Below are 22,988 nucleotides of genomic sequence, written 5' to 3'. Positions count from 1 at the left end.
TCAGGAACCGAACAGCACCATTTCGGTGAACGTCAGGTCTCCCGGAGAAGGCGATTTCGGACCCTTGAAATACTTGATCCCCTTGTTCGGAAAATACCTGCCGGACAGACCGGGAACCGGGCCCATCGCATCGACGAGGCAAAGCAGCTGTCCGCGCCGCAGGAGAAAGCGGCCTACGACCCCGGCGCACCTGACCAGATCCGCGTGGGATCGGCAGTAGACGACCTGGCAGCACGACACGAGCCCATGCAATATCCGGCGCGGCTTCAGCACAAGCGGCAACGCCAGACCGTCGCAGACGCAGATCAGCGAAAGACAGCCCAACGCGGCGTGCTCGAGCAATATGTATCTTTCGTTGTCGGTGAGTTCAGCCATTTCGGCGAGGTCCGCATGGGCTTCCAACACCCGGTCCGGACGCGGCATACCATTCAGAATGGGCAAGAAGGCGATCTGTCCGCCGGAAAACAGGCGAAAACCGAAGGCTTTGTTGAGCCTCACTGTCCCGGGCGATGGAGAAATATTGGTGTAGACCACATCCTTGCGCAGGATAACCGTCGCGATCATCCGGCTGGCATAGGGCCGGAATTCCGCGTCCACGGACCAGCTCGAGAGATTGCAGCGGATTTCATCGCCTTCCAGGCTTCTGTGCTTGGCATAGAGCGTAAGCACCGCGCCGACGATCCGGCCCGACTTCTCCAGGACGAACCCATATCGCGGAAAATCGACGACCGCTGGCCGCTGCGCCAGGCGGGTCAGCGCTTCTATCCAATAGCTCCTGCTGCGCTCCGGAAACCCCCGGTGCAGGCAATCCGCCACGCCTCCCCAATCCCTCTCGTCGAAGGGCCGGCAACCGATACCGGGAGGGAATGCGCCGAGAACCGCCATAATCGACTCAAGAAAAAGGCACCAAATATGTCGAGGTCCGGGGTATCCTGACGATCGATTACTAACGAATTACACCGCTATCGAAGCTAATTTTATTGGCCGGATTTGACGGGATCGTGCAGTGCTCCTCCGCCTACAATTGATCGTCGCATTACCCTTAGGCGGGTTACAATTGTAGAATTGACTAAAACAATCATTGGTTTTGTATGATTCGGGCCGGTGGCGGTCCTTCCTGGCAGAAGCGCCTCGCCATCCCGGCCGGCACAGCGGCGTTCGCCGTGACCCGGAAGTCCGCTGGCAACTGCCGGAAGTAGCCGCGCCTGGCGCTGTGCCTGCTGCATCCAAGGCAACTCCCAGTTCGATCGTGCAGGCAAAATTTCACCTGACCGGCTTGTGCGCAGATCTCATATGTGAATATAGTATTCACAAAAGAAGATTTGGAGGATCGATCGCGTCCGACTCCGGCTTGCCGGAGCGGTGCGGCCATTCTCCCGGAGCGGACGAACAGCGCAATGACCAGCTTCCCGCCCACCGTCGGCGTCGCTTCGACCTGCCCTGCCGACATGCCGCCCGATCACGCCTTGCTGCCGGTATGGAATGCCGAAAACTGGTTCTATGAAGATTGGCCAATCGGCCAGAAAATCCGCTCGCTCCGGCGCACTATGGCCGAAGGCGACAGTCATCTCTTCAACACCCTGGTGCTCGACATCCACCCTTATGTGCAGGACCAGATGTTCGCCGAGCGCGAAGGTATCTTCGGCAAGCGCCTCGTGGCGGGCGCGTTCGTTTTCTCGGCCGGGCTCGGTCTAGTCGCCACCAACTGCGTCAATGCCTTTTCCTACGGCTATGACAAGCTCCGCTTCATAAAGCCGGTCTTCATCGGCGACACCATCTATTCGATCCGCACCAACATGGAAAAGAAGCCCCGCTACAAGGAAATGGGGCTGATCCGCGCCAGCTATGAAGTGTTCAAGGGCGAAGGCGAGCTGGTGCTCTACTGCGAGCATCTGCAGACGGTGAAATACAAGGACCCGGCCGACTTCGCCGGCAAGACGGAGAAGCAATGATGGCCGCCGACCTGCCGCTGTCCGGCCTTGTCGTCGTCGACATGAGCCAGTTCCTGTCGGGACCTTACTGCTCGCTGAGGCTCCTCGACCTCGGTGCCCGCGTCATCAAGATCGAGCGGCCCGATGGTGGCGACCTGTCGCGCCGGCTCTATCTCAGCGACACCGAGATCGGTGGTGATTCCACCATCTTCCACGCCATCAACCGTGCCAAGGAAAGCTTTGCGGTCGATCTGAAGAACGAGGACGACCTTAAAGCGCTGCGCGGGCTGCTCGCCAAGGCCGACGTGCTGATCCAGAACTTCCGGCCCGGCGTCATCGAGCGGCTCGGCCTCGATTACGAGCATGTGCGGACGCTCAATCCGCGCCTGGTCTACGCCTCGATCAGCGGCTATGGCGAGGAAGGCCCGTGGGTAAAGCGTCCGGGTCAGGACCTGCTTGCCCAGGCGCGCTCCGGCGTCATGTGGCTGAACGGCGACGAAGATCAGGGTCCGGTGCCGTTCGGCCTGGCAATCGCCGACATGCTGGCCGGCGCCGCCTGTGCGCAAGGCATCCTTGCAGCACTGGTCCGGCGCGGCACCACCGGCGCGGGCGGCCATATCGAGACCAGCCTCTTCGAAGCGCTGATCGACCTCCAGTTCGAGGTGCTGACGACGCATCTCAATGACGGCCGGCGGCTGCCGCGCCGTTCGTCGTTCCATAGCGCCCACGCCTATCTGGCGGCGCCCTACGGAGTCTATCCGGCCAAGGACGGCTTCCTGGCGATCGCCATGACGCCGATCCCGAAGCTCGCCGACCTGCTCGAGATCGAGGCGCTGGCGCCCTATCGCGACCAGCCGGCGACCTGGTTCACGGCGCGCGACGAGATCAAGGCGATCATCGCGCAGCGCATCGCGCAGAAGTCGGTCGACGAATGGCTGGCGATCCTCGAGCCCGCCGACATCTGGTGCGCGAAGGTGCTGAACTGGAAAGAGGTGCTGGAAAGCGACGGCTTCAAGGCGCTCGACCTGCTGCAGACCGTGACGCGCGAGGACGGTGTTTCGATCGACACCACCCGGTCACCGCTCAGGATCGACGGCATGCGTGCCAAAGTCGAGCATGCGGCGCCGCGCGTCGGCGAGCACAGCGCAAAAATCCGCAAGGAGTTCGGCCTGTGACGACACTCAAGGGCATGACCTGGAACCATCCGCGCGGCTATGATCCGATGGTCGCCTGCTCCCGGCTTTGGCGGGAAAAGACCGGAGTCTCTATCGAGTGGGAGAAGCGCTCGCTGCAGGACTTCGAGTCCTTCTCTGTCGAAGAACTCGCCCGCGCCTACGACCTGATCGTCATCGATCATCCGCATGTCGGCCAGATCACCGCCGAGAAGTGCCTGGCCCCGCTCGACGTGCCCGGCCGCGAGGCGGAGCGCGAAGCGCTGGCGAAGGCAAGCGTCGGCCGGTCCTATCCGAGCTACACTTGGCAGGACCGGCAATGGGCCTTTCCGATCGACGCCGCGACGCAGGTGCAGGCCTGGCGACCCGATTTGATAGACGCCGCGCCGAAGATCTGGACCGAAGTGCTGGAGCTTGCCCAGCGTAGCCGCGTGCTCTTGCCGCTCAGGCCGCCGCACTCGCTGATGTGCTTCTTCACGCTTGCCGCCGATCTCGGCCGGCCATGTGCAGTCGAAAGCCCGAGCGATCTGATCGATCCCGATACCGGCGAGACCGTCTTCGAAATGCTGCGTGAGATCGCGGCACTCCTCGATCCCGAGTGCCTGACGATGGATCCGATTGCGGTGTTCGAAAAGATGGCCGAGGCCGGCTCGCGCATCGCCTGCGCGCCGCTGATCTATGGCTACGTGCCCTATGCCACTGCAGGCTTCCGGCCGAACCGGCTCTTCTTTTGCGACATGCCGACTGTGGGCGGCAACGGCCCGGTCGGCTCCGCGCTCGGCGGCACCGGCATCGCCGTCTCCGCCTTTTCCGCTGCCGGCGAGGAAGCGATCGACTTCGCCTACTGGATCGCCAGCGGCGACGTGCAGCGCGGCCTCTATGCCGCCGCCGGCGGCCAGCCCGGCCATGCCGCCGCCTGGGAGGACGAAGCCGTCAATGTCGCGACGGGCGACTTCTACCGCGGCACGCGGGCGACGCTGGAAGGCGCCTGGGTGCGCCCGCGCCACTACGGCTACATGGCGTTTCAGCAGGCGGCGTCCGATCGCCTCAACGAGGGTCTTGCCGGCCGGCAGGACGCCCCCCGCGTCGTCGCCGACATCAATCGCCTGTTCCGGCAGAGCTTCGCGGCGCCCCGCTAATACAGTCGGGCATCGGCCTTGCGGCTCACAGCCGCCAGAGCTTCTTCGCGTTGCCGGAGAGCAGTTTCGCGCGCTCGGTTTCGCTCGCCCCGGCAAGGAGCGCGTGCGTCGCCGCTACCCAGCCGAGCAGCCCGCCACCGAGCGTGCAGACCGGCCAGTCGCTGCCCCACACGACGCGATCCCAGCCGAAGCTGCCGATCGTGTGCTCGACATAAGGCCGCAGGGTCTCGACGGTCCAGCTCGCCGGATCGGCATAGGCGACGACGCCGGAGATCTTGCCGACGACATTGGGGCGCCGGGCGATCTCGGCGATCTGCTCGCGCCAGGGATGCTCGGCCTTGCCCTGGATGTCGGGCACGCCGCAATGATCGAGAACGAATTGCACGTCAGGCGCCAGATCGACCAGCGCGATCGCTTGGCTCATCTGTCGCGGCAGGACGCAAAGATCGAAGGTCAGCCCGCTGCCGGCGATGCGCCTGATGTTCTCGCGGAACAGGGCGCCCTCGGAGACGTCGTCGGGCACGACATGCAGCACGCGGCGGAATCCTTTGACAAATGGATCGGCCTTCACCTTGTCCAGCCAGGCGGCGAAGCCAGGTTCTTCCGGCCGGCACGACACGATCGCGCCCCGCACCAGGCTGCCCGGCTTCTTCGACAGTCCTTCGACAAGGGCTGTCTCAGCCGCGATATCTGCCGGGTGGACGTCGACCTCCATATGGAGCGCCAATTCTATGCCCGCGCGGCGCGCCTCGGTGGCGTATTCGTCGTGGGAAAAATCGCGGTCGAGGGCCGGCACGCCGGACAGCCAGGGATAGCGTAGCGCCGCCCTGTCGATGAGATGCAGGTGGGTATCGACGATCATGGCTTCCTCCCTTGTCGCGCTATCCACGTGGCCCGAATTGCGCAGCGGCTTTTGCGCAAACGACATGCTTCAGACATGGACTCGATCATCTCACCGGAGAATTCGCCATTCAAATAAGAATTATTCCTTTGACCTGACATCCGACCCGGCGAGTTGCGACAGGCGGGCCGCTGCTGCCTGGAGCAGCGTGATGGTCCTGGTGATATCGGGCGCTGCCGGCGCGTTGACCAGAGTGATATAGGGTATGGTGAGCGCGGCGATGCCGTGCCCGTCGGAACCGAGCACCGGCGCCGACAGATTGTAGACGCCGGCCGTCTGCAACGAAGCCATCATCTCGTAGCCACGATCGCGCACCTGGTCGAGGCGGGCGAAGAAGTCGGGCGACAACTTCATCTCCTCGTTGCTGCGCAAATGCTCGGCGATCATCATCTCGCGCTCTTCCGGCGAGCGGAAGGCCAGCAGCACATGTCCCGAGCCGGTGTCGAACAGGCTGATATGCGAGCCGACGCGGATCGAGATGCCCCAGTATCGCGGCGCTTCCTGCTGGGCAATGACCACGGCGCTGCCACGGTCGAACACGACGAGCTGGTTTGCCTGCCAGGAGGTCTCGGCCAGCTCGCGCATGATCGAGGTGGCGTAGGAGACCAGCCTGCGCACCGGTGCATGCAGCTGGCCAAGCCCGAAGAGCTTCAGCGTCAGCGAATAGCGGTCGCCGTCTGACCGGGTGACGTAGCCGCGTTTCACCAGACGGTCGAGCATCCGGTAAAATTCGTTCGGGCTGCGGTCGAGCCGCTTGGCTATCTCGGCCTGGGTCAGGCCGCCATCGACGCTGGCGAGCAGTTCCAGAATGTCCAGCCCCTTGTCCAGTGCCGGCGCGCGATAGCGGTCTTCCTCGTCGTCCTGCACCCGATGCCCTCTGGTGAATTCTGATCTTCATATACGCAAGACAGCCTTCATAGGGAAGAAGTTTCGGCTTGACGACCTATGAATAATTTGTTTGCATATGAATGAAGCATGGAGCTTCAGCCACGACGGCCTACAGCCGTTCCAGGGAGGATATTCATGAACAGACTGCTTTCCGGCGTCGCCGCCGGCGCATTGCTCATGGCATCGGGTGCGGTCTTTGCGGCCGACCTGCCGGGCAAGTTCACCGGCGTCACGATCGACGCCAAGCTGATCGGCGGCCAGCAATACGAAAAACTCTACGCGCGCATCGGCGAGTGGGAGAAAGCGACTGGCGCCAAGGTCAACGTCGTATCCAAGAAGAACCACTTCGATCTCGACAAGGAGATCAAGTCGGACATCGCCTCCAACTCGATCACCTGGTGCGTCGGCTCCAACCACACCTCGTTCGCGCCGCAATATCCGGGCATCTACACCGACCTCGCCAAGCTGCTGCCGAAGGAGGAGATCGACGCTTTCGTCCCGGCCAACATCGCCGCCGGCACGCTCGACGGCAAGCTGGTGATGCTGCCGCGCGCGCAGTTCGACGTCTCGGCGCTCTACTACCAGAAGAGCCTCTACCAGGACGAAGCCAAGAAGAAGGCCTACAAGGAGAAATACGGCGAGGAGCTCGCCCCGCCGGACACCTTCGACGAGATGGCCCAGCAGGCGGAATTCTTCGCCAGCCCGCCCGACTTCTACGGCACGCAATATGCCGGCAAGGAAGAGGCGATCAACGGCCGCTTTTACGAGATGCTGATCGCCGACGGCGGCGAATATCTCGACAAGGACGGCAAGCCTGCCTTCAACTCCGAGGCCGGCGTCAAGGCGCTCGACTGGTTCGTCAAGCTCTACAAGGCCAAGGCTGTGCCCGCCGGCACGACCAACTATTTGTGGGATGATCTCGGCCAGGGGTTCGCGTCCGGCACGGTGGCGCTCAACCTCGACTGGCCGGGCTGGGCCGGCTTCTTCAACGACCCGAAGTCGTCCAAGGTCGCCGGCAATGTCGGCGTCAAGGTGCAGCCGAAGGGCTCGTCCGGCAAGCGCTCGGGCTGGTCCGGCGCGCATGGCTTCTCGGTGACCGAAAGCTGCGCCAACAAGGAGGCCGCCGCCTCGCTCGTCTGGTGGCTGACCAACGAGGACAGCCAGAAGCTGGAAGCCGCGGCCGGCCCGCTGCCCACCCGCACCAAGGTGTGGGAATGGGACCTCGAGCAGGCCAAGTCCGATCCTTACAAAACCGAAGTGCTGCAGGCCTTCCAGGAAGCCGCCAAGAACGCCTTCCCGGTGCCGCAGACGCCGGAATGGATCGAGATCTCCAACGCGGTCTATCCCGAACTTCAGGCCGCCATCCTCGGCGACAAGACCTCCAAGCAGGCGCTCGACGACGCTGCCGCCAAGGCGACGCAGATCCTCGAGGACGCCGGCAAGCTCTAAGGACTATCCTCCCAGCGGCGCCGGTCGTCGCGACCGGCGCCGCTTTGACCGAGGCGGCCGCCCTGCGATTGGATCGCCGGCCGTGCAAACAATTTTGGGACTTTGCATGAGGGCTAAGCGGCTTTCCGCGCCAACGCTTCTTCTGCTGCCGGCCGTGCTCGTTCTGGCGGCCGTGGTGGTCGTGCCGCTCTGCCTGTCATTCTATTCGAGCTTCACGCCGTTCAGGCTGACGCGGCCGGAAACCTTCTTCACCTTCATCGGCCTGCGCAACTATCGCAACATTCTGTCCGACGCGAATTTCTGGTGGGCCTTCGGCCGCACCGTGCTCCTGCTCACCATCGCGCTCAATCTCGAAATGCTGCTCGGTCTCGGCCTCGCGTTGCTGGTCGAGAAGGCGAGCCGCGGCCAGCGGCTGCTGCGCACCATCATGATGTTCCCGATGATGTTCTCGCCGATCCTGGTCGGCTTCCAGTTCAAGTTCATGTTCAACGACAACATCGGTTTGGTGAACAACGCGCTGCAGTCGCTAGGCATCACGCGGGACGCCATTCCCTGGCTGATCGAAGGCCATCTCGCCTTCATCGCCATTTCAGTCGCGGAGATCTGGTCGTCGACCTCGATCTTCGCGATCCTGATCCTCGCCGGCCTGCTCGCCATGCCGAAGGAGCCGGTCGAAGCGGCGCGCGTCGACGGCTGCACGCCGTGGCAAACCTTCCGCTATGTGACCTGGCCCTTCATCATGCCCTTCGCCTATATCGCCATGACCATCCGCTCGCTCGACGTTGCGCGCGCCTACGACATCGTCAAGATCATGACCGATGGCGGCCCGGCCGGTCGCACGGAACTGTTGTGGACGCTGGTTGCGCGCACCGCATACAGTGACGCGCGCATGGGCGTGGCCAATGCGATGGCCTATTTTTCGATCCTGCTGTCGATCGTCTTCACCGTCTATTTCTTCAAGAAGCTCGCCGCGGCGCGGACCCAGATCGGCGCGGAGTGGTGAGGATGGACGCCAACGCATCCGCCCGTCTGCAGCGCCGCGCCGGCGTCGTCGCCCACCGCGTCGGCCTGTTCCTCGCCATGCTTTTGATCTGCCTGCCCGGCATCTGGATCGTGCTGTCCTCGCTGCGGCCGACGGTCGAGATCCTGGCCAAGCCGCCGGTCTGGATCCCGCAGCAGGTCTCGCTCGATGCCTACGTCGCCATGTTCAGCGGTGTCGGCAAGGGCGGCATTCCCGTCTTCGACTATTTCCGCAATTCCCTGATCATCTCGGTGACCTCGACCGTCATTGCCATCGCCATCGGTATGGCCGGTGGCTACGCTTTCGCTCGCTACCGGTTTCGTGGCAAGTCGGCGATGTTCCTCGGCCTGATGCTGACCCGCACCGTGCCCGGCATCGCGCTGTCGCTGCCGCTGTTTTTCGTCTATGCGCGGCTCGACATCATCGACACGCATTTCGGCCTGATCCTCGCCTATGTCGCGCTCAATGTGCCGTTCACCATCTGGCTGATCGACGGCTTCTTCCGCCAGGTGCCGAAGGATCTCGCCGAGGCCGCGCAAATCGACGGCTGCACGCGCTGGCAGGCCTTCTGGCAGGTCGAGTTTCCACTCGCCGGGCCAGGCATCGCGTCGGCCGGCATCTTCGCCTTCCTTACCTCCTGGAACGAATTCGCGCTCGCCTCGCAGCTGACGCGCTCGATCAATTCCAAGACGCTCCCCGTCGGGCTGCTCGACTACACCGCCGAATTCACCATCGACTGGCGCGGCATGTGCGCGCTGGCGGTGGTGATGATCATCCCGGCGCTGCTCCTTACCTTCATCGTCCAGAAACACCTCGTCGGCGGCCTGACTTCCGGCGCGGTGAAAGGTTGATCCGATGGCGATTGTCTCGCTCAAGAAACTGACCAAGCGTTACGGCAACATGGAGATCGTGCACGGCATCGACCTCGATGTCGCCGACCGCGAATTCATCGCGCTGGTCGGGCCGTCCGGCTGCGGCAAGTCGACCACGCTGCGCATGATCGCCGGGCTGGAAGACATCTCCGGCGGCACGATCGAGATCGGCGACCGCATCGTCAACGACCTGCCGCCCCGTTCGCGCAACATCTCGATGGTGTTCCAATCCTACGCGCTCTATCCGCACATGACGGTGCGCGAAAATCTCGGCTTCTCGCTGAAGATCGCCGGCGCGCCCAAGGAAGAGATCGACCGTCGCGTCGCCGAGGCCTCGGCCATTCTCGGCCTCGATGCGCTGCTCGAGCGCCGCCCCTCCCAGCTTTCCGGCGGCCAGCGCCAGCGCGTCGCCATGGGCCGCGCCATCGTGCGCGATCCGGACGTCTTCCTGTTCGACGAGCCGCTCAGCAACCTCGACGCCAAGCTGCGCACGCAGATGCGCACCGAGATCAAGAAGCTGCACGCCAAGGTGAAGTCCACGGTTATCTACGTCACCCACGACCAGGTCGAGGCGATGACGCTCGCCGACCGCATCGTCATCATGCGCGACGGCAACATCGAGCAGGTCGGCACGCCGGACGAGGTCTTCCAGCGACCGGCGACACGCTTCGTGGCGGGCTTCATCGGCTCGCCCCCGATGAACCTGCAGGAGGCGACCGTGGACGACGGCAAGATCGTCTTTTCCGGCGGACAGAGCCTGCCGCTGCCCGGCCGCTTCAAGGCCAAGGTGAAAGCCGGCGACAAGGTAGTGTTCGGCCTGCGTCCCGATGACCTCTACCCCGTGGGTCACGGCCTGCATTCGGGCGATGCCGCTGACGTCCACGAGATCGAGCTGCCGGTGACGGTGACCGAGCCGCTCGGCAACGAGACGCTGGTGTTCGCCGAATTCGATCGCCGCGACTGGGTTTCGCGGATGCTCAACCCGAGGCCCTTGCGGGCGGGCGATCGTGTGGCGATGAGCTTCGACCTGTCGCAGGCGCATCTCTTCTCCGCGGAAACCGGCAAATCATTGAGGGTCTGACGATGGCGACGATCGAGAAAGTCGAGCTTGCAATGGTCGATCTGGTGCCGAAGGTGAAGCGCACCGACGCCATCCAGAGTTTCGTCAGCCAGGAGACGCCGATCGTCACCATCACCGACGCCGACGGCGCGGTCGGCGTGGGCTACAGCTACACGATCGGCACCGGCGGCTCTTCGGTGATGCGGCTTCTGGCCGACCACCTCGCGCCCCGCCTGATCGGTGAGGATGCCGACCGGATCGAGGCGATCTGGCACGATCTCGAATTCGCCACGCACGCCACCACCATCGGCGCCATCACGGCCATCGCGCTCGCCGCCATCGACACTGCGCTCTGGGACCTTCGGGCGAAGAAGCAGAAGCTGCCGCTCTGGAAGCTCGCGGGCGGCGCCAAGGACCGCTGTCCGCTTTACACCACCGAAGGCGGCTGGCTGCACATCGAGACTGAAGCGCTTGTCGAAGATGCGCTGGCCGCCAAGGCGAAAGGCTTCACCGGCTCGAAGGTCAAGATCGGCAAGCCGCACGGCGCCGAGGATTTTGCCCGGTTGTCGGCCGTGCGCAAGGCGGTCGGCGACGGCTATGAGATCATGACCGACTGCAACCAGGGTTTTACTGTCGACGAAGCCATCCGGCGCGCCGAGCGGCTGCGCGATCTCGATCTCGCCTGGATGGAGGAACCTCTGCCGGCCGACGACATAGACGGCCATGTGCGGCTATCGAATTCGACCGCGACGCCGATCGCCGTCGGCGAGTCACTCTATTCGATCCGCCATTTCCGCGAATATATGCAGAAGGGCGGCTGCAACATCGTCCAGGTCGATGTCGGCCGTATCGGCGGCGTCACGCCTTGGCTGAAGGTGGCGCATATGGCGGAAGCCTTCGACATGCCGATCTGCCCGCATTTCCTGATGGAACTGCATGTCAGCCTGGCCTGCGCGGTGCCGAACGGCAAATATGTGGAATATATTTCGCAGCTGGATGAGTTGACGGGCAAGAAGATGGTGATCGAAAACGGCCACGCGCTGGCGCCGGACGAGCCGGGCCTCGGCATCGACTGGGATTTCGATGCGATCAGGGCCCTGAGCATCGCCGAATTCAGCATCACCGTCACGGAACGGAGGAACTGAGAATGCAGCGAATTGGCATGGTGCTTGGCCTGAAGCCGGAAAAGGTCGAGGAATACGTGCGCCTGCACGCCGCCGTCTGGCCGGACGTGCTCGAGATGATCTCCGCCTGCAACATCAAGAACTACTCGATCTACCTCAAGCGGCCGGAGAACCTGCTGTTCTCCTATTTCGAGTATCACGGCACCGACTATGCCGCCGACATGGCCAAGATGGCCGCCGATCCGAAGACCCAGGAATGGTGGTCGGTCTGCATGCCATGCCAGGAACCCTTGCCGACAAGGCAGGAGGGCGAGTGGTGGGCGACGATGGATGAAGTCTTCCACCATGACTGATGCCTTCGATCCCGCCTCGCTGGCGCAATCCTGGCCAAGGCCTGCAAAGCCGCGTCCGATCGTCACCTTTGGCGCCGGCTCGATCGTCGGCGATGCGCATTTCCCGGCCTATCGCAAGGCTGGTTTTCCAATGGTGGGTCTCTACGATCCGGACCAGGCCAAGGCTCGGAAACTGGCCGAACAATGGGGCGTGACGGCATTCGGCTCGGTGGACGAGGCGGCCGCCGTCAAGGATGCGATCTTCGATCTCGCAACGCCGCCCGGCCGGCACGCCGAGGTGCTGAAGGCCCTGCCCGACGACGCGGTCGCATTGATCCAGAAGCCGATGGGCAACTACCTTGGCGAGGCAACCGAGATCCTTGAAATCTGTCGCGCCAAGAAGCTCAAGGCTGCAGTGAATTTCCAGCTTCGCTTCGCGCCGATGATGCTGGCGCTGAAGGACGCGATCGCCAAGGGCTGGCTTGGCGAGGTCGTCGACTTCGATGCCTGGCTGGCGCTCGCAACGCCGTGGCAGCTCTGGGAATTCCTGCTTACGGCGCCGCGTGTCGAGATCGCCATGCATTCGATCCACTATCTCGACCTGATCCGGCAGCTTCTCGGCGACCCGAGGGGCGTGCATGCCAAGACGCTCGGCAATCCCAATCACAAGGTAGCGCAGACCCGGACAAGCGCCATCCTCGACTATGGCGACACGGTGCGCTGCGCGCTCTCGATCAACCACGATCATAAGTTCGGACGGCGGCATCAGGCCTGCGAGTTCCGTATCTGCGGCACCGAGGGCGCCGCCTACGTCAAGCTTGGCCTCAATCTCGACTATCCGCGCGGTGAGCCCGACGTGCTGGAAATCCACCCTAAAGGCGGCTCCGATTGGGTCGGCGTGCCGCTCACCGGCGAATGGTTCCCCGACGCCTTTGTCGGGCGCATGGCCAATGTGCAGCGCTTCGCCTCCGGGGAAGACAAAGAGCTGGTCAGCTCCGTCGAAGATGCCTGGAACACCATGGCACTGGTGGAAGCCGCCTATCATTCGAGCGCCGCGCCGGCGACGCCGCTCACCGCAAAACCGTAAGGAACGGCATGGAACAGGTCACCTATTTCGACGACTACGAGATCGGCTCGTCGCGGCTGACCAGCGGCCGCACCATCACCGAGACCGACTTTGTCGTCCATGCCGGCCACACCGGCGATTTCTTTCCGCACCACATGGACGCCGAGTTCATGAAGACGACGCCCTTCGGCCAGCGCATCGCGCATGGCACGCTGGTGTTCTCGGTCGGCGTCGGCCTGACCGCGAGCGTCATCAACCCGGTCGCCTTCTCCTACGGTTATGACAGGCTGCGCTTCATCAAGCCGGTCTTTATCGGCGACACGATCCGCACGCGCACGACGATCGCCGCGAAGGAAGACGATCCGAAGCGGCCGGACTCCGGGCGCGTCATCGAACGCGTCGAGGTTTTGAACCAGCGGGACGAAGTCGTGCTGGCCGCCGATCACATCTATATCGTCGAGCGGCGCCCCCGGCTCGGCTGAAGACGGAGACAAAACAACATGGCTGATCTGACAGGCAAGGTGGTGGTCGTAACGGCCGCTGCGCAAGGCATCGGCCGGGCTAGCGCGTTGGCTTTCGCCAAGGCTGGCGCGATCGTCCACGCCACCGACGTAAATGAAGCGGCGCTGGCCGAGCTCGGCAACACCTCGGTCATCAAGACTCGCAAGCTCGACGTGCTGAACGACGACGCCGTGCAGGCCGCCTTCGCCAAAATCGGCCGCATCGATGTGCTTTTCAACTGCGCCGGCTTCGTCCACTCCGGCTCGATCCTGGAGATGAAGGACGAGGACCTCGCCTTCGCATTCAACCTCAATGTGCGCGCCATGATCCGCACTATCCGCGCCGTGCTGCCCGGCATGCTGGAACGCGGCGGTGGTTCGATCATCAACATGGCACCGGTCGCCGGCGCCCCGAAAGGCGTGCCGAACCGCTTCGCCTATGGCGTGACCAAGGCGGCCGTGATCGGGCTGACCAAATCGATCGCCGCCGAGTATGTCAGCAAAGGCATTCGCTGCAACGCGATCTGCCCCGGCACGGTGGAGAGCCCCTCGCTCGAAAGCCGCATGCGGGCGCAGGGCGACTATGAGGCCGCCCGTGCTGCCTTCATCTCCCGCCAGCCAATGGGAAGGCTGGGCACGGCGGAGGAGATCGCCGATCTTGCCGTCTATCTCGCCGGCGCCACCTATACCACCGGGCAGGCCTATAATATCGACGGCGGCTGGTCGATCTGATGAGGCACCGAGCATGACCCGCATTACCGATCTTCGCGTCTTCGATCTGCGCTTCCCGACGTCGCAGAGCCTCGACGGGTCGGACGCGATGAATCCGGACCCCGATTATTCGGCCGCCTATGTCATCCTCGACACCGATAGCGAGGGGCTTAGCGGCCACGGGCTCACCTTCACCATCGGCCGCGGCAACGAGATCTGCTGCGCGGCGATCGAGGCACTGCGCCATCTCGTCGTCGGGATCGACCTCGACTGGGTGAAGCACGATCCCGGCCGCTTCTGGCACCACGTGACCGGCGACAGCCAATTGCGTTGGATCGGCCCGGACAAGGGCGCCATGCACCTCGCCGTCGGCGCGGTTGTCAATGCGGTCTGGGATCTTTGGGCCAAGGAAGCCGGCAAGCCGGTCTGGCGCCTTGTCGCCGAGATGAGCCCGGAAGAGATCGTGCGCATCGTCGACTTCCGCTATCTCACCGATGCGATCACGCCGGCCGAAGCGCTGGAGATCGTGAGGAAGGCCGAGGCCGGCAAGGCCGAGCGCATCGCCAGCCTCGAGCGCGAAGGCTATGCCTGCTATACCACATCGGCCGGCTGGCTCGGCTATCCCGACGACAAGCTGAGGCGCCTCTGCCAGGAAGCAGTCGACGAGGGGTTCAATCACATCAAGCTGAAGGTCGGCCGCGATCGCGCCGACGACATCCGCCGCCTCAGGATCGCCCGCGAGGTGATCGGTCCGGACCGTTACCTGATGATCGACGCCAATCAGGTCTGGGAGGTCGACCAGGCGATCGACTGGCTGCGCCATCTTGCCTTCGCCAAGCCCTTCTTCATTGAGGAGCCGACCAGCCCGGACGATGTCGCCGGCCATGCCAAGATCCGCAAGGCGGTGGCGCCGATCAAGGTTGCGACCGGCGAGATGTGCCAGAACCGCATCATGTTCAAGCAGTTCATCGCCGGCGGCGCGATCGACGTCGTGCAGATCGATTCCTGCCGCATGGGCGGCCTGAACGAGGTGCTGGCCGTGCTTTTGATCGCCGCCAAGTTCGGCTTGCCGGTCTGGCCGCATGCCGGCGGCGTCGGCCTGTGCGAATATGTCCAGCATCTGTCGATGATCGACTATATCGCGGTGTCGGGCACCAAGGATGGACGGGTGATCGAGTATGTCGATCACCTGCACGAGCATTTCCTCGAGCCCTGTGTCATTGAGAATGCGGCCTACATGCCGCCGACGGCGCCGGGCTTCTCGATCGAGATGAAGCCGGACTCGATTGCCGCCTACCTATTCCACAGTTGAATGCGAGCCGTAACGCAGGTGGCCTTGGCGGCGTTACGGCGTCGCTTCTACCTGGCGCGCTTCAGTCAACCTCGACGGCAAGCACCGCAACACAATCGCCGGCCTTGACCAGGCCGGGGAAATGGCGCGCGGCCAGGAGCCCTGACATCCTGGCCTTGATCTCCTGGGGCGCGGTGCCGGTGCGACCGGTCGAATGGATGCGCGCCACGACCTGGCCTTCCTCCACCTTCTCGCCGAGATCGATCATGGTCTCGATCATGCCCTCGTCCTCGGCAAACGCAAAGCAGTCCCCCGAGGGCATGTCGAGCCATTGAGTTCGATTTTTCTCGATAGCACCATCAACGATGCCGGCATGGCGAAGCACATTGAGGATGCCACGGCGAGCGATGCGCACCGTCTCGGCCCGGGCCGTGCCGCCACCGCCGAGCTCGGTAGTGACGAAGACCTTGCCCATCTGCTCGGCCGCGGTGTCATACATGCCAACGGTATCGATCTCGGTCATGCGCATCGAGAACGGAGCCGCGAAGGCCTCGACCGCGGCGAAGGCCTTTTCCTCCTGCTCCTTGTCCAGCAGCGTATGCGCGGCGCAGAACGGCACGAAGTCCAGCGTCTTTCCGCCGGAGTGGAAGTCGAACACGATGTCCGCCCGCGGCAACAATTCGCGCTGGAAATAGTCGGCGATCTTTTCCGTCACGCTACCGTCCGGCCGGCCAGGAAAGCTGCGGTTCATGTTGCCCTTGTCGATCGGCGAGGTGCGGCTGCCGGCGCGGAACGCCGGATAGTTCATCGCCGGCACGATGATGACGGTACCGGTGACATCCTTCGGGTCGAGCGTGCGGGCGAGCTCGTAGAGCGCCAGCGGGCCTTCATATTCGTCGCCGTGATTTCCCCCGGTGAGCAGCGCCGTCTGCCCCTTGCCGTTACGGACGACACAGATCGGAATCATCACCGACCCCCAGGCGGAATCGTCGCGGCTGTAGGGCAGGCGCAGGAAGCCGTGCTGGACACCGTCGCGCTCGAAATCGACCGTCGGCGTGATCGGCGATGGAGGCAGAGCTGACATCGGGCTCAATCCTTGACGAACAGCTTGCGCGGCACATTGGCCAGGCACTCGACGCCGGTCTCGGTGATCAGGATCGATTCGGTGATTTCAAGTCCCATTGTCTCGAGCCACAGACCCGTCATGAAATGGAAGGTCATGCCGGGCTTGAGCTCGGTGCGATCGCCGGGGCGCAGGCTCATCGTGCGCTCGCCCCAATCCGGCGGATAGGAAAGACCGATCGAGTAGCCGGTGCGGTTGTCCTTGACGATGCCGTACTTCTTCAGCACGGCGAAGAAGGCATTGGCGATGTCCTCGCAGGCATTGCCCGGCTTGGCGGCGGCAAGGCCCGCCTCCATGCCCTCGAGCGTCGCCTTCTCGGCGTCGAGGAAGGCTTGCGTCGGCTTGCCAAGGAAGACGGTGCGCGACAGCGGGCAGTGGTAGCGGTTGTAGCAGCCGGCGATCTCGAAGAAGCTGCCCTCGCCCGCCTTCATCGGCTGGTCGTCCCAGGTGAGATGCGGCGCCGAGGCGTCGGCGCCCGATGGCAAGAGCGGCACGATCGCCGGATAGTCGCCGCCGATGCCCTCAACGCCGCGCGTGCCGGCATCATAGATCTCGGCGACCAGATCGCATTTGCGCATGCCGACCTCGATCTTGTCGACGATACGCTGATGCATGGCCTCGACGATGCGGGCGGCCTTGCGCATATAGTCGATCTCGGTCGGGCTCTTCACGGCGCGCTGCCAGTTGACCAGCGCGGTGGCGTCGACGAAGCGGGCGTTGGGCAGATGCTTCTGCAGCGAGGCGAAGGCAGCCGCCGAGAACCAATAATTGTCCATCTCGACGCCGATGGTCAGCTTGTCCCAGCGGCGATCGGCAAGCACGCTGGCGAGATGGTCCATCGGGTGCCGCTCGGTCGACTGCACATAGTGATCGGCGTAGCCAATGATGTTGTCATGCGCGAGATAGGCGGTGCGCTTGGCGCCGTTGGCATCCTGGCCGCGGCCATACCAGACCGGCTCGCCCGAAGGCGGCACGATGACCGCCTGATGCACATAGAAGGACCAGCCGTCATAGCCGGTCAGCCAGGCCATGTTGGAGGGATCGCTGACGATCAGCAGATCGACCCGCTTGGCCTCCATGGCTTTCCGCGTCTTGGCAAGGCGATCGGCAAATTCGCTTCGCGAGAATTTCAGGTTTGGCTGCATTTTGTTGGTCCTCGTTTGTTGGGCCTCGCGGCCATATTCAGCTTTCGAAAATCGTTCCCGCCTTCGCTGCCCGCGCGCGGTCGCGGGCTAAAGTGGCGATCGCGGTGTCCTGCACGCCGGTGCCAGTGAGATCGGCGAGGGTGATGTCACCGGCCGATCGTCGTCCGTGCTTTTTCCCGGCGATGATCTGGCCGAGCTCGGTGACTTCCGCGTCGGCCGCCATCGCCCCTGCCTCGATGGCGTGGTGAAGCTCGCCCAAGCGCCGCGTCTGCTTCGCGCTGTCTGCGACATAGAGATCTGCCAGGCGAAGGATCGCCGGCGCGATCTCGTTCTTGTGCTCGGCATCCGAGCCCATCGCGGTGATGTGCTGGCCGGCCGAGACGAACCCGGCCTTGATCAGCGGCTCGGTCGAAGGCGTGGTGGTGACGATGATGTCGGCGCCCGCTGCCGTCCTCGCCGCATCCGGCTCGGCACGCACCATGATGCCCAGTCTCTCGCGCAAGCGGGCCGCGGTCGCCTCGGCCTTGGCCGCATCGCGCGCCCAGACGCGCGCCTCCGCGATCGGCCTGACGAGACGCAGCGCTTCCAATTGCAGGCCGGCCTGCAAACCGGCGCCGAAGATCGCCGCTATGCTGGAGTCTTCGCGCGACAGATGCTTGGCCGCGACTGCGCCGGCTGCGGCGGTGCGCACATCGGTCAGATAGCCATTGTCGAGCAGCAGCGCCTCGACCACACCGGTCTTGGCCGAAAGCAGCACCATCATGCCGCCGCCGCTCGGCAGGCCGAGCTTCGGATTGTCGAAGAAGCCGGAGCTTATCTTGACGGCGAAGCCATCTATGCCGGGCACGTAGGCGGACTTCACGTCGACCTCGCCGCGATGCTCGTGAATGTCGAGCCTCAAGATTGGCGGCATCGCCACCGGCATTGTCGCCAAAGCCCGAAAGGCGTTCTCGACGCAGGCGACCGCATCCAGATCGAGCGTCACGACCTTGCGCAGGTCTGTTTCGGTGAGGATGGTCATGCGGCTCATCTGGGGCGCTCCGTCAGTGCAGCGTCGCCGCAGACGATGCGGCGATGCAGGCTCATGTCGATGTTGCGGCCAGACAGGATGGCCACCACCGGTCCTTTCGCAGTGACCTTCCCAGCAAGCAGCGCGCCGATGCCGACCGCGCCTGCGCCTTCGACGATCTCGCGCTCTTCCTCATAGGCATGCCGGATGCCGGCGGCGATCTCGTCCTCGGAAAGCAGGATGACGTCGTCGAGCAGCTCACGGCACATGGCAAAGGTCAGCCGGTTATCGAGGCCGATGCCGCCGCCGAGTGAGTCCGCAAGCGTCGGCAATTCCTCGACCTGCACGGGGCGGCCGGCATCGAGACTCGCCTTCATCGCGGCACCGCGCGCCATCGAGACGCCGACGACTTTGGTGGCCGGGCTCACCCCCTTGACCGCCGCGGCAACGCCGGCCGCCAGGCCGCCGCCGGAGAGCGGCACCAGCACACTTGCTGCTTCCGGAACCTGCTCCAAGATCTCCAGCCCCAGCGTGCCCTGCCCGGCGACGATGTCCGGATGGTCGAAGGGCGGCAGCATGACCAGCCCCTCCTCCGCAACCAGCCTGTCCACCTCCTGCTGGGCATCGTCCTGGCTGTTGCCGACGATGCGAATATCCGCGCCAAGGCGGCGGATTGCATCGAGCTTGTTTTCGGGCACCAGCTTCGACATGCAGATCACCGCGCGCATGCCCTCGAGCTTCGCCGCATGGGCCAGCGCGCGGCCGTGATTGCCGGTCGATGCCGCGACCACCCCGCGCAATCTTTCTCGCGGACTCAACGCGGCGATCGCGTTGGACGCGCCGCGCAGCTTGAACGCGCCGGTCGTCTGGTGATGTTCCAGCTTGAGGTGAACGGGATGGCCCGCCCGATCCGAGAGGCTTTGCGACAACACAGTCGGCGTCCGCTCGACCTTTCCGGCAATGCGTTCGCGCGCAGCGCGGATATGCTGAAGCGTGACTTCCGTTTTGGTCATTGGCATGCCCGCTCACCGGGCCAATGGCTTCGTCATCAGCCGGCCGAACTGCGGCCGCGCCGTGTCGTCGCCGCAAAGCCGCAGGCAGTTCCAGGCGCTCGCCTGGTTGCTGGTGACGACCGGGCGGCCGATTGCCTCCTCCATGCCTGGAACGGCGAGCGCCGCGCGTAGCGCGGTGCATGAAACGAACAGCGCATCCGCCTGCGCATGCGTCACCTTGCGCGCCAGATCGACGAGCGAGGTAGGCTCGATGCGTGCCATCTCCCGATCGTCCTCGAAGCCGAGGCAGGTGACGCTCTCGATGTCGAAGCCGTGCGCGGCGAAATAGGCGGCCATCGGCCGGCTGGTCTCGACAGTGTAAGGGGTGAGAATGCTGATCCGCTTCACGCCAAAAGCGTTGAGGCCGCGCACGCCGGCCATGGGCGGCGTGACCACGGGAACATTCGGCTTGGCCGCCTGGATCGCCTGCTCGATCTCGGCGTCGCCGATCACCACGGAAGCAGACGTGCAGGAATAGCAGACGGCATCGAGCGTCTCGTCCGGCAGGATCAGTGCCGCGCCCGCCGAAAGCGAGGGCTGCATCTTGCGCAGATTGTCCGGCGTCGTCGGATTGGCGTAGGGGATGCGCGCGACATAGACGCCGATCCGCTCGCTCGCCACCATGCGGCGGAAGTCGACCTCGCTGGTATGATCGGTGGCCAAAGCAATCAGCCCGACGCGCTTTTCGAGCGGACGCGCATCGAGTGCGGGCCGGGTCGATGCCAGCTCGATTTCGGGCAACAGTTTCATGACTTTCATCTCTCGATCCTGCCGTAACGACGCTCCAGCCAGCGCAACAGCACGACGGAGCAGAGGCTGATGACGAGGAAGAAGGCGCCAACCAGCGTCATCGGCTCGATGTAGCGGTAATAGGTATTGGCGACGCTCTTGGCTTGGTTCATCAGCTCCAGCACGGTGATCGCCGAAAGCAGCGGCGTCTCCTTGAACATGGCGATGAAGTAGTTGGCCAAGGCCGGGATCATCGGCGGGATCGCCTGCGGCAGGATGACATGCGTCCAGGTGTGGCGGCCGTTAAGATTGCAGGCCTTGGCAGCCTCCCACTGGCCGCGCGGCACATTGTCGATTCCGGCGCGATAGACCTCGGCCGTATAGGTGCCGTAGTGCAGTCCAAGCCCGATGACGCCCGCCACCAAGGGCGGCAGCAGGATGCCGATATCGGGCAGCACGTAGAAGATGAAATAGAGCTGCACCAGAAGCGGCGTGCCGCGGATGAATTCGGCGAACCAGCCGACGCTGCGCGACACCGTGCGGTTAGGCGAGCGCCGCGCCAGCGCGATCGCCAGACCGACGATCCCGGCCAAGATCGAGCCGAGCACGGTCGCCAGGATCGTGATCTTCACCCCCTGGATCAGGGTCGGCATGATCTCCCAGACAAAGTTCCAATCCCATTCCATTAGCGGGCCCATTCCATCAGACACGCACTCCGTCGAGACCGCGCGCCATGCGGCGCTCCAGCGAGCGCACGCCCCAGGAGATGATCAGCGCGAGCGCGAAATAGATGACGAGAACGGAGACGAAGGGCATCAGCGTGCTGCCGGTCTGCGAGCGAACCACCTGCGCCTGGAAGGTGAGATCGGCAAGCGAGATCAGCGATACGACCGAGGTCGCCTTGAGCAGCTCGATCGCGTTGTTGCCGAAGGTTGGCAGCATGATGAGCAGCGCCTGCGGCAGGATGACGTGGCGCATGCCTTGCCAGCGGCCGAGATTAAGCGCGGTGCAGGCCTCATATTGCTCACGGCCGATCGACAGGATGGCGCCGCGCACAACTTCCGCCGCATAGGCCCCGACATTGAGCCCCAGCGCCAGCACGCCGGCCTGCAAAGGCGTCAGCGACAGACCGGCGAAGGGCAGCACGAAATAGGCCCAGAACAGCTGCACGAAGATCGAGGTGCCGCGGAAGAACTCGATATAGGTCGTGGCAATCGCGCGCACGATGAAGAAGCGCGATACGCGTCCCATGCCGGCGAGAAAGGCCATGACGAGCGCGAGCACCGACCCCATCAGCGTCAGCTCGATGGTGACAAGCGCTCCCTGCAATATCAGGCCGAGATAGCCGGACCACTGGGTCATTGAGTCTCAAATTTTCCTAACGTTTTGCAGTTGTTGCGAGACGGCTGCGACAGCCCCTTCTCCCCGTTCACGGGGAGAAGATGCCGGCAGGCAGATGAGGGGCAGCGCTGACCTTGAAATGCTGGCGCGCCGCCCCCTCATCCGGCTCTTCGAGTGACCTTCTCGCCGCAAGCGGGAAGAAGGGAGATTACTTCGCCGCGCAGAGCTTCTCGCGCGTCGTCGACATCGCCGCCTTGGCCGAGAAGCCGTAAGGCTCGATGATCTTGGCGAACTCGCCGGATTTCTTCATCTTGGCGAGCTCGACGTCATAGGCATCGCGCAGCGCCTCGTCGCCCTTCTTGAAGGCGGCGCCGTCGCAATAGACCGGCGCGCCCTGCACCGGCGCGATCACTTCGAGGTTCGGATCATTGGCCTTCTTGATGAGGTCGTTGATCGACAGAACGGGCAGCGAATAGGCATCGATGCGGCCATCCTGCACCATCTTCAGACCGCTCTGGCCGTCCGGCACGACGATGACGCGGTCGCGCGGCACGCCGGCATTGAGCGCCAGCTTCTCCTCGGTGCCGCCGCCCGGCGCGCCGATAGTGGCCGACGTGTCCTTGGCGACGTCCTCATAGCTCTTGAAACCCTTGGGGTTGCCCTTCTTCACCAGCATCGCTTCCGCATCGCACAGCACCGGCTCGGAATAGGCGACCGCCGCGCAGCGCTCGGGCTTCATGAACAGGCCGGCGGTGACGACGTCGAAGCGGCCGGCCTGCAGGCCGGGGATCATGGCGCCGTATTCGGAGATGGAGGCGACGATATCGTTGACGCCGAGGCGCTTGAAGATCTCGCGCGCTACGTCGGGTGCAGCGCCCGAGACCTTGCCGTCCGCGGCGACCGCCGTGTAAGGCGGCTCGTTGGCAATGGCGACGCGGGCGAAGCCCTGCTGCTTGAGCTGCTCGAGCTTTGCGTCGTCTGCCGAACGCGCGCCGGAGGCGAGCAGCATGGTGCTTACGGCGAGACCGGCGACGCCAGCCAGGATGCCAAGTTTCTTCATCGTTCCCAACTCCTTGTTTCTCTTCTTGGTTCGCTCGGTTCGGATGGCGTCCTTGCCACCCGTTTCTGGCTT

24 protein-coding genes are annotated in these 22,988 nt (G+C 64.0%); 13 read left to right on the top strand and 11 right to left on the bottom strand.

Annotated features, from left to right (window positions below; all coding sequences use genetic code 11):
• Entirely contained in the window at nt 1-885 is an 885-nt protein-coding gene (locus P9254_RS26310; protein WP_245322265.1) for a hypothetical protein, read from the bottom strand.
• Between the two features lie 512 nt (nt 886-1,397).
• Between P9254_RS26310 and P9254_RS26305 the strand changes: the two genes are divergently transcribed.
• Genes P9254_RS26305 through P9254_RS26295 form a run of 3 tightly spaced genes read left to right on the top strand, consistent with a single transcriptional unit; the run spans nt 1,398 to nt 4,242 of the window.
• Nucleotides 1,398-1,952: a MaoC family dehydratase gene (locus P9254_RS26305; RefSeq protein ID WP_127215205.1), complete on the top strand. Its 555-nt coding sequence runs from the start codon at nt 1,398-1,400 to the stop codon at nt 1,950-1,952.
• Entirely contained in the window at nt 1,949-3,106 is a 1,158-nt protein-coding gene (locus tag P9254_RS26300) for a CaiB/BaiF CoA transferase family protein (protein WP_127215204.1), read from the top strand. Before P9254_RS26305 ends, P9254_RS26300 begins: the two co-directional genes overlap by 4 nt.
• Before the next feature lie 14 nt (nt 3,107-3,120).
• Nucleotides 3,121-4,242 (top strand): extracellular solute-binding protein, encoded by a 1,122-nt coding sequence (locus P9254_RS26295; protein WP_278054726.1) that lies wholly within the window; start codon nt 3,121-3,123, stop codon nt 4,240-4,242.
• A gap of 25 nt (nt 4,243-4,267) precedes the next feature.
• Here the strand turns inward: P9254_RS26295 and P9254_RS26290 are convergent, their stop codons facing one another.
• Together P9254_RS26290 and P9254_RS26285 are read right to left on the bottom strand one after the other, a co-directional pair.
• On the bottom strand, nt 4,268-5,104 hold the full coding sequence (locus tag P9254_RS26290) for an amidohydrolase family protein (protein WP_095823575.1): 837 nt from the start codon (nt 5,102-5,104) through the stop codon (nt 4,268-4,270).
• A gap of 120 nt (nt 5,105-5,224) precedes the next feature.
• Nucleotides 5,225-6,010, bottom strand: coding sequence for an IclR family transcriptional regulator (locus P9254_RS26285; protein WP_127246035.1), 786 nt, complete (start codon nt 6,008-6,010; stop codon nt 5,225-5,227).
• A 156-nt stretch (nt 6,011-6,166) separates the two neighbouring features.
• Here P9254_RS26285 and P9254_RS26280 point away from each other — a divergent pair, with 156 nt between their 5' ends.
• The 10 genes from P9254_RS26280 to P9254_RS26235 all read left to right on the top strand — a co-directional run bounded on the left by P9254_RS26280 (nt 6,167) and on the right by P9254_RS26235 (nt 15,478).
• Nucleotides 6,167-7,480 carry an ABC transporter substrate-binding protein gene (locus P9254_RS26280; RefSeq protein WP_067326227.1) on the top strand — a complete coding sequence of 438 codons (1,314 nt, stop codon included), beginning with the start codon at nt 6,167-6,169 and terminating at the stop codon, nt 7,478-7,480.
• A 106-nt stretch (nt 7,481-7,586) separates the two neighbouring features.
• On the top strand, nt 7,587-8,483 hold the full coding sequence (locus P9254_RS26275) for a carbohydrate ABC transporter permease (protein ID WP_278054618.1): 897 nt from the start codon (nt 7,587-7,589) through the stop codon (nt 8,481-8,483).
• Nucleotides 8,484-8,485: 2 nt separating this feature from the next.
• A complete protein-coding gene (locus tag P9254_RS26270) occupies nt 8,486-9,352 on the top strand; it encodes a carbohydrate ABC transporter permease (protein WP_278054619.1) in 867 nt (288 codons plus the stop codon).
• 4 nt (nt 9,353-9,356) lie between these two features.
• A complete protein-coding gene (locus P9254_RS26265) occupies nt 9,357-10,454 on the top strand; it encodes an ABC transporter ATP-binding protein (protein ID WP_278054621.1) in 1,098 nt (365 codons plus the stop codon).
• A 2-nt stretch (nt 10,455-10,456) separates the two neighbouring features.
• Nucleotides 10,457-11,578 (top strand): mandelate racemase/muconate lactonizing enzyme family protein, encoded by a 1,122-nt coding sequence (locus tag P9254_RS26260; RefSeq protein WP_278054622.1) that lies wholly within the window; start codon nt 10,457-10,459, stop codon nt 11,576-11,578.
• Nucleotides 11,579-11,580: 2 nt separating this feature from the next.
• Nucleotides 11,581-11,910 (top strand): L-rhamnose mutarotase, encoded by a 330-nt coding sequence (locus tag P9254_RS26255; RefSeq protein ID WP_278054624.1) that lies wholly within the window; start codon nt 11,581-11,583, stop codon nt 11,908-11,910.
• On the top strand, nt 11,903-12,976 hold the full coding sequence (locus P9254_RS26250; RefSeq protein WP_278054727.1) for a Gfo/Idh/MocA family protein: 1,074 nt from the start codon (nt 11,903-11,905) through the stop codon (nt 12,974-12,976). Before P9254_RS26255 ends, P9254_RS26250 begins: the two co-directional genes overlap by 8 nt.
• Nucleotides 12,977-12,984: 8 nt before the next feature.
• Nucleotides 12,985-13,437, top strand: coding sequence for a MaoC/PaaZ C-terminal domain-containing protein (locus P9254_RS26245; protein ID WP_095777210.1), 453 nt, complete (start codon nt 12,985-12,987; stop codon nt 13,435-13,437).
• Between the two features lie 18 nt (nt 13,438-13,455).
• Entirely contained in the window at nt 13,456-14,187 is a 732-nt protein-coding gene (locus tag P9254_RS26240; RefSeq protein ID WP_278054626.1) for an SDR family oxidoreductase, read from the top strand.
• A gap of 13 nt (nt 14,188-14,200) precedes the next feature.
• The gene (locus P9254_RS26235) at nt 14,201-15,478 is read left to right on the top strand and encodes an L-fuconate dehydratase (RefSeq protein WP_278054627.1); all 1,278 of its coding nucleotides are present in this window, start codon (nt 14,201-14,203) and stop codon (nt 15,476-15,478) included.
• Nucleotides 15,479-15,539: 61 nt separating this feature from the next.
• On the opposite strand, the gene doeB is transcribed toward P9254_RS26235, so the two are convergent.
• The 8 genes from doeB to ehuB form a co-directional block, all read right to left on the bottom strand.
• A complete protein-coding gene (gene doeB / locus P9254_RS26230) occupies nt 15,540-16,541 on the bottom strand; it encodes a N(2)-acetyl-L-2,4-diaminobutanoate deacetylase DoeB (protein WP_127215511.1) in 1,002 nt (333 codons plus the stop codon).
• Nucleotides 16,542-16,546: 5 nt separating this feature from the next.
• Complete coding sequence (gene doeA / locus P9254_RS26225; protein WP_095800408.1) at nt 16,547-17,725, bottom strand: ectoine hydrolase DoeA; 1,179 nt, start codon at nt 17,723-17,725, stop codon at nt 16,547-16,549.
• Between the two features lie 37 nt (nt 17,726-17,762).
• Nucleotides 17,763-18,755: a cyclodeaminase gene (locus P9254_RS26220; RefSeq protein ID WP_127324003.1), complete on the bottom strand. Its 993-nt coding sequence runs from the start codon at nt 18,753-18,755 to the stop codon at nt 17,763-17,765.
• Complete coding sequence (eutB, locus tag P9254_RS26215) at nt 18,752-19,747, bottom strand: hydroxyectoine utilization dehydratase EutB (RefSeq protein ID WP_067326187.1); 996 nt, start codon at nt 19,745-19,747, stop codon at nt 18,752-18,754. Before eutB ends, P9254_RS26220 begins: the two co-directional genes overlap by 4 nt.
• A gap of 12 nt (nt 19,748-19,759) precedes the next feature.
• Nucleotides 19,760-20,536 (bottom strand): ectoine utilization protein EutA, encoded by a 777-nt coding sequence (gene eutA, locus P9254_RS26210; RefSeq protein WP_278054729.1) that lies wholly within the window; start codon nt 20,534-20,536, stop codon nt 19,760-19,762.
• 5 nt (nt 20,537-20,541) lie between these two features.
• Nucleotides 20,542-21,201, bottom strand: coding sequence for an ectoine/hydroxyectoine ABC transporter permease subunit EhuD (gene ehuD / locus P9254_RS26205; RefSeq protein ID WP_067002307.1), 660 nt, complete (start codon nt 21,199-21,201; stop codon nt 20,542-20,544).
• Nucleotides 21,202-21,217: 16 nt separating this feature from the next.
• On the bottom strand, nt 21,218-21,877 hold the full coding sequence (gene ehuC / locus P9254_RS26200; RefSeq protein WP_095781183.1) for an ectoine/hydroxyectoine ABC transporter permease subunit EhuC: 660 nt from the start codon (nt 21,875-21,877) through the stop codon (nt 21,218-21,220).
• Between the two features lie 187 nt (nt 21,878-22,064).
• Nucleotides 22,065-22,865 carry an ectoine/hydroxyectoine ABC transporter substrate-binding protein EhuB gene (gene ehuB, locus P9254_RS26195; protein ID WP_245307596.1) on the bottom strand — a complete coding sequence of 267 codons (801 nt, stop codon included), beginning with the start codon at nt 22,863-22,865 and terminating at the stop codon, nt 22,065-22,067.
• Nucleotides 22,866-22,988: the final 123 nt, after the last annotated feature.

The sequence above is a fragment of the Mesorhizobium sp. WSM4983 genome, from assembly GCF_029625765.1.
Classification (GTDB): domain Bacteria; phylum Pseudomonadota; class Alphaproteobacteria; order Rhizobiales; family Rhizobiaceae; genus Mesorhizobium.
Note: the sequence above shows the minus strand (reverse complement) of the source record. Positions and strands in the feature narration are given on the sequence as shown.

What these genes read in the sequence shown, in the direction of transcription:
- P9254_RS26310 (WP_245322265.1), bottom strand. Translation starts at nt 885, where the DNA reads ATGGCGGTTCTCGGCGCATTCCCTCCCGGTATCGGTTGCCGGCCCTTC.
- P9254_RS26305 (WP_127215205.1), top strand. Translation starts at nt 1,398, where the DNA reads ATGACCAGCTTCCCGCCCACCGTCGGCGTCGCTTCGACCTGCCCTGCC.
- P9254_RS26300 (WP_127215204.1), top strand. Translation starts at nt 1,949, where the DNA reads ATGATGGCCGCCGACCTGCCGCTGTCCGGCCTTGTCGTCGTCGACATG.
- P9254_RS26295 (WP_278054726.1), top strand. Translation starts at nt 3,121, where the DNA reads ATGACCTGGAACCATCCGCGCGGCTATGATCCGATGGTCGCCTGCTCC.
- P9254_RS26290 (WP_095823575.1), bottom strand. Translation starts at nt 5,104, where the DNA reads ATGATCGTCGATACCCACCTGCATCTCATCGACAGGGCGGCGCTACGC.
- P9254_RS26280 (WP_067326227.1), top strand. Translation starts at nt 6,167, where the DNA reads ATGAACAGACTGCTTTCCGGCGTCGCCGCCGGCGCATTGCTCATGGCA.
- P9254_RS26275 (WP_278054618.1), top strand. Translation starts at nt 7,587, where the DNA reads ATGAGGGCTAAGCGGCTTTCCGCGCCAACGCTTCTTCTGCTGCCGGCC.
- P9254_RS26270 (WP_278054619.1), top strand. Translation starts at nt 8,486, where the DNA reads ATGGACGCCAACGCATCCGCCCGTCTGCAGCGCCGCGCCGGCGTCGTC.
- P9254_RS26265 (WP_278054621.1), top strand. Translation starts at nt 9,357, where the DNA reads ATGGCGATTGTCTCGCTCAAGAAACTGACCAAGCGTTACGGCAACATG.
- P9254_RS26260 (WP_278054622.1), top strand. Translation starts at nt 10,457, where the DNA reads ATGGCGACGATCGAGAAAGTCGAGCTTGCAATGGTCGATCTGGTGCCG.
- P9254_RS26255 (WP_278054624.1), top strand. Translation starts at nt 11,581, where the DNA reads ATGCAGCGAATTGGCATGGTGCTTGGCCTGAAGCCGGAAAAGGTCGAG.
- P9254_RS26250 (WP_278054727.1), top strand. Translation starts at nt 11,903, where the DNA reads ATGACTGATGCCTTCGATCCCGCCTCGCTGGCGCAATCCTGGCCAAGG.
- P9254_RS26245 (WP_095777210.1), top strand. Translation starts at nt 12,985, where the DNA reads ATGGAACAGGTCACCTATTTCGACGACTACGAGATCGGCTCGTCGCGG.
- P9254_RS26240 (WP_278054626.1), top strand. Translation starts at nt 13,456, where the DNA reads ATGGCTGATCTGACAGGCAAGGTGGTGGTCGTAACGGCCGCTGCGCAA.
- P9254_RS26235 (WP_278054627.1), top strand. Translation starts at nt 14,201, where the DNA reads ATGACCCGCATTACCGATCTTCGCGTCTTCGATCTGCGCTTCCCGACG.
- doeB (WP_127215511.1), bottom strand. Translation starts at nt 16,541, where the DNA reads ATGTCAGCTCTGCCTCCATCGCCGATCACGCCGACGGTCGATTTCGAG.
- doeA (WP_095800408.1), bottom strand. Translation starts at nt 17,725, where the DNA reads ATGCAGCCAAACCTGAAATTCTCGCGAAGCGAATTTGCCGATCGCCTT.
- P9254_RS26220 (WP_127324003.1), bottom strand. Translation starts at nt 18,755, where the DNA reads ATGAGCCGCATGACCATCCTCACCGAAACAGACCTGCGCAAGGTCGTG.
- eutB (WP_067326187.1), bottom strand. Translation starts at nt 19,747, where the DNA reads ATGACCAAAACGGAAGTCACGCTTCAGCATATCCGCGCTGCGCGCGAA.
- eutA (WP_278054729.1), bottom strand. Translation starts at nt 20,536, where the DNA reads ATGAAACTGTTGCCCGAAATCGAGCTGGCATCGACCCGGCCCGCACTC.
- ehuD (WP_067002307.1), bottom strand. Translation starts at nt 21,201, where the DNA reads ATGGAATGGGATTGGAACTTTGTCTGGGAGATCATGCCGACCCTGATC.
- ehuC (WP_095781183.1), bottom strand. Translation starts at nt 21,877, where the DNA reads ATGACCCAGTGGTCCGGCTATCTCGGCCTGATATTGCAGGGAGCGCTT.
- ehuB (WP_245307596.1), bottom strand. Translation starts at nt 22,865, where the DNA reads ATGCTGCTCGCCTCCGGCGCGCGTTCGGCAGACGACGCAAAGCTCGAG.